Below are 14,343 nucleotides of genomic sequence, written 5' to 3' on the forward strand. Positions count from 1 at the left end.
CGCCCGAACCCTGCGACACCGCAGGCCCCGACACGCACCCGAGCAGCAACGCCGTGCCGACAGCGACCGTGCCCCATCGTCTCGTTGCTCTCATGTCGGCCACCCCTCAGCCCGTCGAAGACGTCGTGAAGACGAAGTCGTCCACGTCGAAGAGCCCGCCACTCCCGCTCCCCCTGAACACCAGGTAGAGCGTGGTGGTGTCACGCGGCGCCCGTGACAGGTTCGCGCTGACGTCCTGGAAGTCCTCCCAGCCGCCGGTCACCGGCACGGTCGCCCTGCCGAGGAGCCGACCGGTCGGAGAGCCCGCGCGGACCTCGAGCTTGCCTCCCGCGCCCCCGGACGCCACCCGGGCGGTGATCTTCGTGGCGTTGGCCAGGACGTACGGTTTGAAGGAGATCCAGTCGCCGTCGGAGATGTCGCCGACGGTCTTCCCGCCGTGCGCGCTCTCCTTCGACTGCACCGTGACGCCTGACGAGTCACCGTAGTGCTCGGCCTGGCGGTGCTTGGGCTGGACGACGCTCTGGTCGTGGGTGGTCAGCGGGGCCTGCCCACCGCCTCCGCCGTCGGTGTACTCGGCGTCGAAGACCCCGAAGATGTTGGCGTCGTCGTCGTGGCCTCCGTCGGCGCTGGTCTGGATCGTGCCGGTGCAGCCGTTGGCGGACGTCACCGGGTGACCGTGGCTGTCGTGGCCCAGGACGAACGTGACCTTGACCTTCGAGCAGTCGATCGTCCGGCCGTCCTCGGGGTCGGTGACCTTCACCCTGAACGGCACTGCGTCACCGAACGCGAACAGCTGTCCGTCCTTCGGGAGCTCCAGCACCACCTTCGGCGCGGTGTTGCCGACCACGATCTGCACGCTCGCGCTGCCGGTGCGGCCGGCGGGGTCCTTGGCGGTCAGCGTGGCCGTGTAGGTGCCGTTCTTCTTGTACTTGTGCGTCGGGTTCGCCGCCGTGGACGTACCGCCGTCGCCGAAGTCCCAGCTGTAGCTGAGCGCGTCGCCGTCCGCGTCCGACGATCCGGCCGAGGAGAAGCGGACCTTCAGCGCCGCCTGACCCGATGTGCGGTCGGCCGCCGCCTGGGCCACGGGCGAGTGGCCGTCGGTGGCGTTCTCGATGCGGTACAGGGCCGAGTGCTCGTCGCCGCCGAACCAGGAGACGCCGTAGTCGAGGACATAGAGGGCGCCGTCCGGTCCGAAGGCCATGTCCATGACCTGGGTGCCGGTCCACGGGATGTCGTTGATCGACTGCACGGTCCCGTTGTCGTCGCTCGCGATCCGCTTGATCCAGCGGCGGCCGAACTCACCGGCGAAGAAGTCACCGTCGTACGCCTCCGGGAACTTCACCGGGGAGTCGAGCGAGGCGTCGTAGTGGTAGACCGGGCCGCCCATCGGGGACTCGGAGCCGCTGCCGAACTCCGGTACGGAACCGCCGTCGTACGGGATCCAGGCAGGCTGGGCGGGAGGCAGTTCGGTCAGACCGGTGTTGTTCGGCGAGGTGTTCTTCGGGGCGGCGCAGTCGAAGGCCGAGCCCGAGGCGCCGGTCGCGAAGTCGTAGTCGATGTAGGCGTCGTTGTCGCCGGTGCAGTACGGCCAGCCGAAGTTGCCGGGACCGGTGACACGTGCGAACTCGACCTGTCCGGCCGGGCCGCGGTTCGGGTCGGCGGCGCCCGCGTCCGGGCCGTAGTCGCCGACGTAGAGGATCCCCGTCTCCTTGTCGACGCTGAAGCGGAACGGGTTACGGAAGCCCATCGCGTAGATCTCGGGGCGCGTCTTGTCCGTGCCGGGTGCGAAGAGGTTGCCGTCGGGTATGGAGTACGAACCGTCGGCGTCGACCTTGATACGCAGGATCTTGCCGCGCAGGTCGTTGGTGTTGCCGGAAGTGCGCTGGGCGTCGAAGGCCGGGTTGCGGTTGGCGCGCTCGTCGATGGGGGTGAAGCCGTCCGACTGGAACGGGTTGGTGTCGTCGCCCGTCGACAGGTAGAGGTTGCCGTCCCTGTCGAAGTCGATGTCGCCGCCGACGTGGCAGCAGATGCCGCGGGACGCCGGGACGTCGATGATCTTCTTCTCACTGGCTGTGTCGAGTGTGCCGTCGGTCTTCAGGACGAACCTCGACAACCGGTTGACGCCGTCGAACGGCGCGAAGTCGGCAGCCGTACCGGTCTCGGGGGCGTCGCCCGCCGGGGTGTCCAGCGGAGGCGCGTAATAGAGGTAGATGAAGCGGTTGTCGGAGAAGCCCGGGTCGACGCCGATGCCCTGGAGGCCCTCCTCGTCGTGCGCGTACACGTCGAGCTTGCCCGCGAGCTTCGTGTTGCCCGCGGCGTCGGTGAGGCGGAGCTCCCCGTCGCGCGAGGTGTGCAGGACGGAGCGGTCAGGCAGGACCGCGAGCGACATGGGCTCGCCCACCTCGGGCTCCCCCTTGGCGAGGGTGACCTGCTGGAAGTCCTCGGCCGCGGCGGAGACGTCACCCACCGCGGAGACACCACCCCCCGCGGAGACGTCACCAGCCGCGGCGACGGCTGCGCCGGCCGGGGGTGCGGTGAGGGAGAGACAGGAGCCCGCGAGCAGTACGCCACTGAACAGGGCGAGTGCGGTGCGGAACGTCGGGCGTCGTCTGTCGCTCCGGGTTCTTTCGGTGCTGGTGTTGCGGTCGATCCCGTGCACGGGTGCCTCCAGAAAGGGGCCGGTTGTACGGGCGGGTGCGGTACGCCGGGGTGCGCCGTCACCCCGGAAGTCACTGAAGTGGACCGGCAGCGGCCAGTCGTTGAACTGGACCGGCAGCGGCCAGTCGTGGAAGTGGGCCAGCAGCGGCCAGTCGTTGAACTCGACCGGCACCGGCTAGTCGTTGCCGCCGAACGCCGCGTCGAACGAGGCCGACGGCGGCTCGAAGTCGTACGCCTTGAGGCGGGTCAGCGCCTCGGGCGCGCCCTGGAGCCGGTCCATGCCGGCGTCCTCCCATTCGACGGAGATCGGGCCCTTGTAGTCGATGGAGCGCAGCATCCGGAAGACGTCCTCCCAGGGGACGTCGCCGTGACCGGCCGACACGAAGTCCCAGCCGCGGCGCGGATCGCCCCAGGGCAGATGGGAGCCGAGGCGGCCGTTGCGTCCGTCGAGCCGTGTGCGGGCCTCCTTGCAGTCGACGTGGTAGATCCGGTCGCGGAAGTCCCAGAGGAAGCCGACCGGGTCGAGGTCCTGCCACACGAAGTGCGAGGGGTCGAAGTTCAGTCCGAAGGCGGGGCGCCGGCCGACCGCCTCCAGGGCGCGGTGGGTGGTCCAGTAGTCGTACGCGATCTCACTCGGGTGGACCTCGTGCGCGAACCGCACGCCCTGGGCGTCGAAGACGTCGAGGATCGGGTTCCAGCGGGTGGCGAAGTCCTCGTAGCCCCGCTCGATCATGGACTCGGGCGCGGGCGGGAACATGGCGACCAGGTGCCAGATCGCCGAACCGGTGAAGCCGATGACCGTGTCCACACCGAAGGCCGCGGCGGCCCGGGCGGTGTCGGCCATCTCGGCGGCGGCCCGCTGCCGTACGCCCTCGGGCTCGCCGTCGCCCCAGATGCGGGCCGGCAGGATGGCCTGGTGGCGTTCGTCGATGATGGCGTCGCAGACGGCCTGGCCGACCAGATGGTTGGAGATCGCCCAGCACTTGAGGCCGTACTTCTCCAGGAGCTGGTGGCGCCCGTCGATGTACGAGCTGTCCGCGAGCGCCTTGTCGACCTCGAAGTGATCGCCCCAGCAGGCGAGTTCGAGCCCGTCGTAGCCGAAGTCGCGGGCGAGGCGGCAGACCTCTTCCAGGGGCAGGTCGGCCCACTGGCCGGTGAAGAGCGTGAAGGTGCGCGGCATTCGCAAGGCCTCCTCAGGGCCGCGGTGGGACGGCGGTCAGACTGCTATCGGCGTGTAGACGGAGTTCTTCTCGGCGCTCTCCTCCACGGCCGCGAGGACGCGCTGCACCTGCAGTCCGTCGGCGAAGGACGGCTGCGGCTCCCGGCCCTCGGCGATCGCGTGGACGAGATCGCGGGCCTGGTGGACGAAGGAGTGCTCGTAGCCGAGGCCGTGGCCCGGCGGCCACCAGGCCTCCAGGTAGGGGTGGTCCGGTTCGGTGACGAGGATGCGGCGGAAGCCGGCATGGGCGGCGGGCTCGGCACCGTCGTGGTAGGAGAGCTCGTTGAGGCGTTCCAGGTCGAAGGCCAGCGAGCCGCGCTCGCCGTTGAGTTCGATGCGCAGGGCGTTCTTGCGTCCGGTGGCGTACCGGGTGGCCTCGAAGGAGGCGAGGGCGCCGGAGGTGAAGCGGCCGGTGAACAGGGCCGCGTCGTCCACGGTGACCTGGCCGGTGCCCGCGGACGACACGGTGGACAGGCCGCTGGTGGCGCCGACGGGAAGCGGCCGTTCCCGTACGAACGTCTCGGTGAGCGCGGACACCCCGGCGAGTCGCTCCCCCGCCAGGTACTGCGCGAGGTCGACGATGTGCGCGCCCAGGTCGCCGAGCGAGCCGGAGCCGGCCGACTCCTTGCGCAGCCGCCAGGTGAGCGGGAACTCCGGGTCCACCAGCCAGTCCTGGAGGTAGGTCACCCGTACGTGCCGCAGGGCTCCGAGCCGGCCCTCGGCCACCATCCGCCGGGCCAGGGCGGTGGCGGGCACCCGGCGGTAGTTGAAGCCGACCATCGCCAACCGGCCGCGCGCTCGGGCCGCTTCGGCTGCCTCGGCCATCGCCTCGGCCTCCGCGACGGTGTTCGCGAGGGGTTTCTCGCAGAGCACGTGCTTGCCCGCGGCCAGCGCGGCGAGGGCGATCTCGGCGTGGCTGTCGCCGGGGGTGCAGATGTCGACGAGGTCGACGTCGTCGCGCTCGATCAGGGCCCGCCAGTCGGTCTCGGCCGCAGCCCAGCCGTGCCGGTCCGCCGCCGCGCGCACGGCGGCTCCGTCCCGGCCGCAGATCGCGGCGAGGACCGGCTGGTGCGGCAGGTCGAAGACACGGCCCACGGTGCGCCAGCCCTGGGAGTGGGCGGCGCCCATGAAGGCGTAGCCGACCATGCCGACGCCGAGCGTGGGCTTGGTGACGGTCGCGCCCGCGCCGTTCCCGGACCCGGTGACCGCCTCGGCCGTGCCTGCCCCGGTCGCGACCGCCGCCCCGGCCGTGGCTGCCGTCGCGGCACCTGCCCCGGCTTCGTCGGGCTGTTGCGGCTGTCCCATACGGAGGTCCTCCTCGTTCGTCATGGCGCGGTTGGGGGGTGGTTACTGATCCGTGGGTCACACCGGCCGGACCCTGGGTCACACCGGCCGGACCCGGGGATCGGGCGCATCACTTGAAGCCGGTGGGCATGTACTGGTCGACGTTGTCCTTGTCGACGACCGCCGAGTAGAGCGTCAGCGAGGCCGGGATCTCGAACTCGGCGAGCCCGCTCACGCCCTTGCTCTGGCCGAGTGCGCGGGCCAGGTCGATCGCGGACGCGGCCATGGTCGGCGGGTAGAGGACGGTCGCCTTGAGGACCCCTTCGTCCTGCTTGATGGCCTGGAAGGCGGACAGGGCGCCCGCGCCGCCGACCATCAGGAAGTCGTCGCGCCCGGCCTGCTCGATGGCCCGCAGCGCGCCGACGCCCTGGTCGTCGTCGTGGTTCCACAGCGCGTCGAACTTCGACTGGGCCTGGAGCAGCTGGGCCATCTTGGCCTGCCCGGACTCCACCGTGAACTCGGCGGCCTGCCGGGCCACCTTCCTGATGTTCGGGTAGTTCTTGAGCGCGTCGTCGAAGCCCTGGGTGCGCTGCTTGGTGAGCTCCAGGTTGTCGATCCCGGCCAGCTCGATGACGCGGGCGTCCGACTTCCCCTTGAGCTTCTCGCCGATGTAGTGCCCGGCGTTGAGGCCCATGCCGTAGTTGTCGCCGCCGATCCAGCAGCGGTACGCCTGCGGGGAGTTGAAGATCCGGTCGAGGTTGACGACGGGGATGCCGGCGCGCATCGCCTTCAGGCCGACCCGGGTGAGTGCCTTGCCGTCGGCGGGCAGGACGACGAGGACGTCGACCTTCTTGTTGATCAGGGTCTCGATCTGGCCGATCTGCTGCGCGGTGTCGTTGGAGCCCTCGGTGATCTCCAGCGTGACGTCCTCGTACCTCTCCGCGCGCTTCTTGGCGTTCTCGTTGATCGCGTTGAGCCAGCCGTGGTCGGCCTGGGGCCCGGCAAAGCCGATCGTGACCTCCTTGCCGGGCTTGTCGTCGGCGGCCGGCTGCTCGCCCGCCGCGTTGTCGCTGTCGGACTCGTTGCTGGTGCAGCCGACGAGGAGAGCGCCGGCCGAGACCGCGGCGGTCCCGAAGAGCAGTCCTCTGCGGCTCGTGAGGTGTGCCATGGCGGTGGGGCCTTCCCGTGTCAGGTGGTCGTGCTTGCCGCAGGCCAAGGTGGTCGTGCCTGCCGTATGTCTCAGGTCGTCGTGCCGACCGCACGCCAACGTGGTCGTGCCGCCGTATGTCTCAGGTCGTCGTGCCGACCGCACGCCAACGTGGTCGTGCCTGCCGTACGTCTCAGGTCGTCGTACTCGCCGTACGCCGCTGGACCAGGACCGCGGCGACGATGATCGCGCCCTTGGCGATCTGCTGGACGTCGCTCTGCAGGTTGTTCAGAGCGAAGATGTTGGTGATCGTGGTGAAGATCAGGACGCCGAGCACGGAGCCCGTGATGGTGCCGCGGCCGCCGCTGAGCAGGGTGCCGCCGATGATCGCGGCGGCGATGGCGTCGAGCTCGTACAGGTTGCCGTTGGTGTTCTGGCCCGACCCGGACAGCACGATCAGCAGGAACGCGGCGACACCGCAGCACAGTCCGGAGAGCAGGTACAGGTACAGCCGCTGCCGCCGTACGTCGATACCGGCGAGCCGGGCCGCCTCCGCGTTGCCGCCGACGGCGACCGTGCGCCGGCCGAACGTCGTGCGGTTCAGCAGCGCCCAGCCGATGAGCGTGACCACGGCGAAGACGAGGACGAGCGGCGGGACGCCGAGCACGTACGCCTCACGCTCGCCGAGGTCGAGGATGCCGTCCACGGTGACGATCTGGGTCTTGCCGTCGGTGATCTGGAGGGCGAGTCCGCGGGCCGAGGCGAACATGGCGAGCGTGGCGATGAAGGGGACAATGCCGCCGTACGCGATGAGCAGTCCGTTCACCAGCCCGCACCCGACCCCCACGATGACCGCCGTGAAGAGGATGCCCGCGAAGCCGTACTCCTGGGTGGCGACCGTCGTCGCCCACACCGACGCCAGCGCGACGATCGCGCCGACGGAGAGGTCGATACCGCCGGAGGTGATGACGAAGGTCATGCCGACGGTGACGACTCCGATCACCGAGGCCTGGGTGAGGACGAGTTGGAGGTTGCGGGTGTCGAGGAACTCGTCGGGCTTGGTGATGCCGCCGATGAGGACGAGCACGGCCAGGACGCCGAGCAGCGAGAGGGTGCGGACATCGGCCCGGGTTGCCAGGGCGCGCCAGGCGGGGGGTTCACTGACAGGTGTCACTTTGTCGGTACCGCTCCGGGGCGGGGACACAGGCTGCGTCATGACACCGGGCTTCCTTCCATGACGAGGTCGAGGACGCGGTGTTCGTCCAGTTCGCGGGCGGGCGCCCGGTGCACGACACGGCCCTCGCGCAGGACGAGCACGCGGTCGGCGAGGCCGAGCACTTCGGGGACTTCGCTGGAGACCAGCAGCACGGCCAGGCCCTCGTCGGCGAGGCGGCGGACCACCGCGTACAGCTCGGCGCGGGCGCCGACGTCGACGCCCCGGGTGGGTTCGTCGAGCAGCAGGACCCGGCAGCCGCGCAGCAGCCAGCGGGCGAGGACGGCCTTCTGCTGGTTGCCGCCGGAGAGGGTGCGCACCGGCACCGACGGGTTGTCGGGGCGCAGTGACAGCTCGCGCGTCGCGGCGCGCGCGGCCCCGAGCTCGGCGCCCCGGTCGATCCAGCCGCCGCGCGAGAAGCGGGACATGGAGGAGACCGACACGTTCCGGGTGACGGACTCCAGCATCAGCAGGGCCTGCGCCTTGCGCTCCTCGGGGGCAAGACCGAGCCCGGCACGGACGGCGGCGCGTACGCTTCCCGGCTTCAACGGCCGCCCGTCGACGAGGACTTGACCGGCGGTGGGCTTGCGGGCGCCGTAGACGGTCTCCAGGATTTCGGAGCGCCCTGAACCGACAAGCCCCGCCAGTCCCACGATCTCGCCGGGGTGCACGGAGAGGTCGAGGGGCTCGAACTCCCCCTCACGGGCGAGCCCGCGGACCTGCAGAATCGGTTCTCCAGGAGGCGTGCCCGAGGGCTGCGGCGGTCGGTCCGGGAACACGTACTCGACGTTCCGTCCCGTCATCAGCGCCACGACCTCGCGCGTCGGCGTGGTCTTCGCGGGCAGCCCGCCCGCCACCGCGCGTCCGTCCTTCAGTACGGTCACCCGGTCGCCGATGCGGCGGATCTCCTCCAGGCGGTGCGAGATGTAGACGACGGCGACCCCCGCGGCGGTCAGGTCGCCCACGATCCGGAACAGGTTGTCGACCTCGTCCGGGTCGAGCGCGGCGGACGGCTCGTCCATGACGATGAGGCGTACGTCGTGGGAGAGTGCCCTCGCCATGGAGACGATCTGCTGCTGGGCGGCGGACAGATCACCGACGAGCCGTGCCGGATCGATCTCCGGGTGGCCGAGTCGCCCCAGCAGGGCGGCTGTCGACTCTCGTGCCGCCTTTCCCCGTACGACGAAGCCGGCGGCCGTGGGCTCATGGCCGAGGTGGACGTTCTCGGCCACGGACAGGCCCTCCACCAGGTCGAGTTCCTGGTAGATGGTGGCGATGCCGAGGCGCATGGCGGCGATGGGCGAGCGGAGCGTGACCGGCTCGCCACGCCACCGGATCGTGCCGTCGTCGGGCTGGTGGGCGCCCGCGAGGACCTTGATGAGCGTGGACTTCCCGGCGCCGTTCTGGCCGAGCAGGCAGTGCACCTCACCGGCCTGGACATCGAGGTCGACGCCGTCCAGGGCCCGGACTCCGGGGAACGACTTGGTGATGCCGGACATGGTGAGCAGGGGTAATTCTGGTGCCATGACGGTTCCCCTCGGCGGGCGTGCGGGCCGGTTTCAGGGTGGTGCGCCTGCCGGGCAGGCGTTCAGGGCAGGGCCGGGCAGGGACTGGGCCGGGCCTGTCGGGGCGGGGCGTTGTGCGGGGTGAGCCGTACCGCGGTACGGCTCGGGTCTGGAGCACAAGTGCGCTTGGTTACAGCTGACTTGAGCACTCCCGGACCGGAGTACCACTGGACTTGAGCACTCCCGGACCGGAGCACCACTGGACTTGAGCACTCCCGGACCGGAGTACCACTGGACTCGGGGTACCACGGGGCTCGCAGTACCGCTGGGGCTTGCTTAGGCGGGTGAGAACAGGTGGTCGCTGATCAGCCGGGCCCCGCCGATGACTCCGGCGGTGGGGCCCAGCTCGCACAGGACGATGGGCAGATTGCCGGTCGCCAGCGGGAGCGACTGGCGGTAGACCTGGGTGCGGATGGCGGCGAGCAGGGTGTGACCGAGGCCGGTGACACCGCCGCCGATCACCACCAGGCCCGGGTTGAAGAAGCTGACGAGTCCGGCGATGACCTGGCCGGTGCGGTTGCCGCCCTCGCGGATGAGGTCGAGCGCGGTGGCGTCGCCCGCGGCGGCCGCGGCGGCGACGTCGACGGCGCTCAGGCCGCCGCCCGCCTCCAGACGGGACGCGAGTTCCGCCGAAAGACCCTGCTGGGCGGCCTCCGTGGCGTCGCGGGCGAGCGCGGCGCCGCTGAAGTAGGCCTCCAGGCAGCCCCGATTGCCGCACGCGCACGGGCGGCCGTCCGGTACCGCGAGGATGTGCCCGATGTCGCCGGCACTGCCCGTCGTACCGCGGTACACCTCACCGCCGACGACGATGCCGCAGCCGATACCGGTGCCGATCTTGACGCAGAGGAAGTCGCCCACGGAGCGCGCGACGCCCGCGTGCTGCTCCCCCATCGCCATCAGGTTCACGTCGTTGTCGACCATGACCGGGCAGCCGAGTTCCTGGCTGAGCGCCTCCCGTACCGGGAACCCGTCCCAGCCGGGCATGATCGGCGGAGCGACCGGGACGCCCTCGGGGAAGCGGACCGGCCCGGGGACGCCGATACCGGCGCCGTCGAACCCCTCCGCGAGCCCGGAGGCCTTCAACTTGGCCGCCATGGAAAGGACTTGTTCGAAAACGGCGACGGGACCTTCCCGTACGTCCATGGGCTGGTTGATATGGCCGAGTATCTCCAGCTCCGCGTTGGTGACGGCGACGTCGATCGAGGTCGCGCCGATGTCGACACCGAGGAAGCGGAGCCCGGGAGCGAGCCGGATGTTGTGGGAGCGGCGGCCACCGCGTGAGGCGGCGAGTCCGTCGGCCACGACCAGGCCCGTCTCCAGCAGCCGGTCCACCTCGACGGCCAGCTTCGACCGGGAGAGGTCGACCTGATCGCCGAGCTGTGCCCGGGAGTTGGGGCCGCCGTCCCGCAACAGCCGCAGCAGCCGCGCCTGGTGCGCGTTCGCGGGTCGAGCCGTCATACGTCTCACGAGCCCCTCCCGCCTCAACCGGCCTGTGTTCCCCATCGGCCTGTGTTCGTGCGTGCTTTCGAGGGGAACGTAGCAGTGGCTGCCGAATGAGGGAAGAAGTTGCGCGGGAATTGGTGGAGACTTTCTCCACTGGGAGGACAAAGAGGGGGCTGGATATCGCGAACCTGGGCCGGTGGTGCGAGGCCGCACCCCGTCAGGGGCGCGGGGAACCGCGCGACCGGCCCTCACTCACCCGCTCGAACGACGTCCCCGCTCAGGACTGCTCGCGGGCGTGATACGTCCGGCGTGTGTGTTCCGTGTGGGCGCGCATGACCTCCGTGGCGCGCTGCTCGTCACGGGCCGCGATCGCGGCGATCAGTTCGCGGTGCTCGATCCAGGACTGCTGTCCGCGCTGCCGGGCGACCGGCGTGTAGTACCAGCGGACACGGCGGTCGACCTGGCCGGCGAGCTCGGCCAGGACCGCGTTGCCCGCGAGCTCCATGACCTGGGCGTGGAAGCGGGCGTTCATCGCGACCGCGGCGTCCACGTTGTCGGCGGCGACCGCGCGCTCGCCCTCGGCGCACAGCTCCTCCAGGGCCGTGATGCCCGCCGTGCCCGCGTTGGCGGCGGCGAGCCGGGCCGCCTCGGCCTCCAGCAGCGTGCGTACGGTGAGGAGCTGGTCGGCCTCCTCCTCGGTCGGCTCGTGCACGAACGCGCCCTGGGCGGGCCGCAGATCGACCCAGCCCTCGGTGTTCAGCCGCTGCAGGGCTTCGCGCACCGGCTGCCGGGAGACCCCGAGATGGCCCGCGAGCTCGCTCTCGACCAGGTGCTGACCGGGCTGGAGCGCGCGTGTCGTGATGAGTTCGAGCAGCGCCTCGTACACGCGGTCGCGCAGCGGGCCGGGTCGCTCCAGCCTGGGCACCGCCCCCTGCGGCAGTCCTGTCGACAACATCGCGTCCCCCTCCAGGGCAACGGCGGCGCGGCAGCAGCCGGAAAGCCAGTATGAATTGTCTTTCGTCTACAGTCTACGGTTCACAGTGACCAGGCCCAGGGGGAGTTGGCCTCGTCACATCGGCGCCACCGGTGATCACGGGGCGCGCTCACGGGCAGTGGACGACCTGCCCCGCGTACGACAGGTTGCCGCCGAAACCGAACAGCAGCACCGGGTCTCCGCTGGAGATCGCGCCGCGCTCGACCAGCTTGGAGAAGGCCAGCGGGATGCTCGCCGCCGAGGTGTTCCCGGAGTCGGTCACATCCCGCGCCACCACGGCGTTCACCGCGCCGATCTTGCTGGCGAGCGGTTCGATGATGCGCAGGTTGGCCTGGTGCAGTACGACCGCGGCGAGTTCCTCGGGCACGAGCCCCGCCCGCTCGCACGCCCGTCGCGCGACGGCCGGCAGCTGCGTGGTCGCCCAGCGGTAGACGCTCTGCCCCTCCTGTGCGAACCGCGGGGGCGTCCCCTCGATCCGCACCGCGTGCCCCATCTCGGGCACCGAGCCCCAGAGCACCGGGCCGATGGCGGGGTGGTCGGCGCCCTCGACGACGGCCGCACCGGCGCCGTCGCCGACGAGCACACAGGTCGTACGGTCGGTCCAGTCCGTCACCTCGGACATCTTGTCGGCGCCGATGACCAGGGCGCGGCTCGCCGCGCCCGCGCGTACGGCATGGTCGGCGGTGGCGAGCGCGTGGGTGAAGCCGGCGCAGACGACGTTGACGTCCATCGCGGCCGGGGAGGGGATGCCGAGGCGGGCGGCGACCCGGGCGGCGGTGTTCGGGGAGCGGTCGATGGCCGTGGACGTGGCTACGACGACCAGGTCGATGGCGTCCGGGGCGAGGCCCGCGGTGGCGAGCGCCTTCGCGGCGGCGTGCGCGGCCAGTTCGTCGACCGGCTCGTCGGGCCCGGCGATGTGGCGCGTACGGATGCCCACCCGGCTCGCGATCCACTCGTCACTGGTGTCGACCATGCCCGCCAGGTCTGCGTTGGTGAGTACCTTGGCGGGCTGGTAGTGGCCGACGGCGGCGATGCGCGAGCCGTTCATGGGTGGTCTCCCCCTTGTGCCTCGGGTAGCGGGATCCACCAGTCTGATCAGTGACTCACCAGTACGAGGGCACGTACAGACACAGGATTGGCGCGTCCGAGTTGTGGGCTTCCATCAGCCCCCGGGACGCCCGAGCAGTCCCGTGAACGACCGCGCAGTCGTCCACGGGACCGGCACGCCACTCCGCGCCCGGCGGCGGACAGGTCGTTCTGTCCGCTTTCGTCTCACCCGGTGAACAGCTGCGTGGCCTTCCGCACGAGTTCGTACAGGCCGTAGGCGAGCGGCACTCCCACCCACAGCCAGGAGACGGCGATCAGGGCCCGTCGGTCAGGCGGATTCGGACTGCTGTCGCTGGACGGCATCGGCGGTGGCCTCCCTCGGTGCGGGGATGTGGTGGCGGGCGTGGACGGGCCGGACGAGCTCGTTGGCGACGAAGCCGACGGCGAGCAGGCCGATCATGATGAAGAAGGACAGGCCGTAGAGCGAGGCGCCGTGCTTGCCCGCCTCCTCCTGCCGGTCGGCGATCCAGTTGACGATCAGCGGCCCGAGCACGCCGGCCGTGGACCAGGCGGTGAGCAGCCGGCCGTGGATCGCGCCGACCTGGTAGGTGCCGAACAGGTCCTTCAGATAGGCGGGGATGGTCGCGAAGCCGCCGCCGTAGAAGGAGAGGATCACCAGCGCGCAGATCACGAACAGCGGCTTGGATGCGTCCCCGAACAGCGCGATCAGCAGATACATCAGGGCACCCACGCCCAGGTAGACGCGGTAGATGTTCTTGCGCCCGATCAGGTCGGAGGTCGACGACCAGCAGATCCGGCCCGCCATGTTGGCCGCCGACAGCAGCGCGACGAACCCGGCGGCAGCGGTGACGGAGACCGGTGTGGAAGAGTCGGCGAAGAAGTCCGTGATCATGGGGGCGGCCTTCTCCAGGATGCCGATGCCCGCGCTCACGTTCATGCAGAGCACCACCCACAGGCACCAGAACTGCGGGGTGCGGATGGCGTTGCGCGCCGAGACCTGCACGCCGTCGAACACACCCGGTGCCGAGTCGACCGGCTTCTCGGTCCTCGGTACGCGCACCAGCAGCACACCGAGCGACATGAAGACGGCGTACGACAGTCCGTGCACGAGGAAGGCCAGCGCGATCCCGGAGGGGTCCGAGCCGAAGGACTCCAGCATCTGTGCGGACCAGGGCGAGGCGATGAGGGCGCCGCCGCCGAAGCCCATGATGGCGATGCCGGTGGCCATACCGGGCCTGTCGGGGAACCACTTGATCAGCGTCGAGACGGGCGAGATGTAGCCGATGCCGAGTCCGATACCGCCGACGAAGCCGTAGCCGAACACGATCAGCCAGTACTGCTCGACGGCGGCGCCGAGCGCGGATATCAGGAAGCCGGAGGAGAAGCAGACGAGGGCCACGGTCATCGCCCAGCGCGGCCCGTTGCGCTCCACGAGCGTGCCGCCGAACGCGGCGGACAGGCCGAGCATGACGATGCCGAGCTGGAACGGCAGCGCGCTCTGCGTGCCGCTCAGGCCGAGCGCGGACTCCAGCGGCGGCTTGAACACGCTCCAGGCGTAGGCCTGTCCGATGGAGAGATGGACCGAGAGGGCGGCCGGGGGGACGAGCCAGCGGCTCCAGCCGGGCGGTGCTACAGGGGGGCTCATGATCCCGAACGATAGGAATCGTAGGAGGACTTGGAAACCCGGCACGCCCAACTCGTCGACCGTATGCGGTGAACGGTGTCCCGCGCGCGACGAACGGTCGGTGGCAC

Annotated in this window: 11 protein-coding genes; all 11 read right to left on the bottom strand. The window is 70.5% G+C overall.

Going from position 1 to position 14,343, the window contains the following annotated elements; translation table 11 throughout:
- Positions 1–106: 106 nt before the first annotated feature.
- Complete coding sequence (locus tag FNH04_RS27055) at positions 107–2,659, bottom strand: PQQ-dependent sugar dehydrogenase (RefSeq protein WP_322723970.1); 2,553 nt, start codon at positions 2,657–2,659, stop codon at positions 107–109.
- A 174-nt stretch (positions 2,660–2,833) separates the two neighbouring features.
- Complete coding sequence (locus FNH04_RS27060; RefSeq protein WP_152788410.1) at positions 2,834–3,838, bottom strand: sugar phosphate isomerase/epimerase family protein; 1,005 nt, start codon at positions 3,836–3,838, stop codon at positions 2,834–2,836.
- A 36-nt stretch (positions 3,839–3,874) separates the two neighbouring features.
- Positions 3,875–5,182 carry a Gfo/Idh/MocA family protein gene (locus FNH04_RS27065; protein ID WP_152788411.1) on the bottom strand — a complete coding sequence of 436 codons (1,308 nt, stop codon included), beginning with the start codon at positions 5,180–5,182 and terminating at the stop codon, positions 3,875–3,877.
- 109 nt (positions 5,183–5,291) lie between these two features.
- Entirely contained in the window at positions 5,292–6,329 is a 1,038-nt protein-coding gene (locus FNH04_RS27070; RefSeq protein WP_152788412.1) for a substrate-binding domain-containing protein, read from the bottom strand.
- Between the two features lie 172 nt (positions 6,330–6,501).
- On the bottom strand, positions 6,502–7,524 hold the full coding sequence (locus FNH04_RS27075; protein WP_152788413.1) for an ABC transporter permease: 1,023 nt from the start codon (positions 7,522–7,524) through the stop codon (positions 6,502–6,504).
- On the bottom strand, positions 7,521–9,047 hold the full coding sequence (locus FNH04_RS27080) for a sugar ABC transporter ATP-binding protein (RefSeq protein ID WP_152788414.1): 1,527 nt from the start codon (positions 9,045–9,047) through the stop codon (positions 7,521–7,523). Before FNH04_RS27080 ends, FNH04_RS27075 begins: the two co-directional genes overlap by 4 nt.
- Before the next feature lie 315 nt (positions 9,048–9,362).
- Positions 9,363–10,544, bottom strand: a complete 1,182-nt coding sequence (locus FNH04_RS27085; protein ID WP_152788415.1) for an ROK family transcriptional regulator — start codon at positions 10,542–10,544, stop codon at positions 9,363–9,365.
- Positions 10,545–10,806: 262 nt separating this feature from the next.
- Positions 10,807–11,484: a GntR family transcriptional regulator gene (locus FNH04_RS27090; protein WP_152788416.1), complete on the bottom strand. Its 678-nt coding sequence runs from the start codon at positions 11,482–11,484 to the stop codon at positions 10,807–10,809.
- Between the two features lie 148 nt (positions 11,485–11,632).
- A complete protein-coding gene (locus FNH04_RS27095) occupies positions 11,633–12,571 on the bottom strand; it encodes a beta-ketoacyl-ACP synthase III (RefSeq protein WP_152788417.1) in 939 nt (312 codons plus the stop codon).
- Between the two features lie 224 nt (positions 12,572–12,795).
- The gene (locus tag FNH04_RS46710; protein ID WP_194236833.1) at positions 12,796–12,933 is read right to left on the bottom strand and encodes an MFS transporter small subunit; all 138 of its coding nucleotides are present in this window, start codon (positions 12,931–12,933) and stop codon (positions 12,796–12,798) included.
- Positions 12,899–14,236 (bottom strand): OFA family MFS transporter, encoded by a 1,338-nt coding sequence (locus tag FNH04_RS27100; protein WP_152788418.1) that lies wholly within the window; start codon positions 14,234–14,236, stop codon positions 12,899–12,901. The genes FNH04_RS46710 and FNH04_RS27100 overlap by 35 nt, the downstream gene beginning before the upstream one ends.
- Positions 14,237–14,343: the final 107 nt, after the last annotated feature.

Origin of the sequence: Streptomyces phyllanthi, assembly GCF_009377205.1 — a bacterium.
Classification (GTDB): Bacteria; Actinomycetota; Actinomycetes; order Streptomycetales; family Streptomycetaceae; genus Streptomyces; species Streptomyces phyllanthi.

Bases quoted from the DNA above. Each gene is read 5' to 3' on its own strand.
- FNH04_RS27090 (WP_152788416.1), bottom strand. From the start codon at position 11,484: ATGTTGTCGACAGGACTGCCGCAGGGGGCGGTGCCCAGGCTGGAGCGA.
- FNH04_RS27070 (WP_152788412.1), bottom strand. From the start codon at position 6,329: ATGGCACACCTCACGAGCCGCAGAGGACTGCTCTTCGGGACCGCCGCG.
- FNH04_RS27060 (WP_152788410.1), bottom strand. From the start codon at position 3,838: ATGCCGCGCACCTTCACGCTCTTCACCGGCCAGTGGGCCGACCTGCCC.
- FNH04_RS27075 (WP_152788413.1), bottom strand. From the start codon at position 7,524: ATGACGCAGCCTGTGTCCCCGCCCCGGAGCGGTACCGACAAAGTGACA.
- FNH04_RS46710 (WP_194236833.1), bottom strand. From the start codon at position 12,933: ATGCCGTCCAGCGACAGCAGTCCGAATCCGCCTGACCGACGGGCCCTG.
- FNH04_RS27100 (WP_152788418.1), bottom strand. From the start codon at position 14,236: ATGAGCCCCCCTGTAGCACCGCCCGGCTGGAGCCGCTGGCTCGTCCCC.
- FNH04_RS27085 (WP_152788415.1), bottom strand. From the start codon at position 10,544: ATGACGGCTCGACCCGCGAACGCGCACCAGGCGCGGCTGCTGCGGCTG.
- FNH04_RS27080 (WP_152788414.1), bottom strand. From the start codon at position 9,047: ATGGCACCAGAATTACCCCTGCTCACCATGTCCGGCATCACCAAGTCG.
- FNH04_RS27095 (WP_152788417.1), bottom strand. From the start codon at position 12,571: ATGAACGGCTCGCGCATCGCCGCCGTCGGCCACTACCAGCCCGCCAAG.
- FNH04_RS27065 (WP_152788411.1), bottom strand. From the start codon at position 5,182: ATGGGACAGCCGCAACAGCCCGACGAAGCCGGGGCAGGTGCCGCGACG.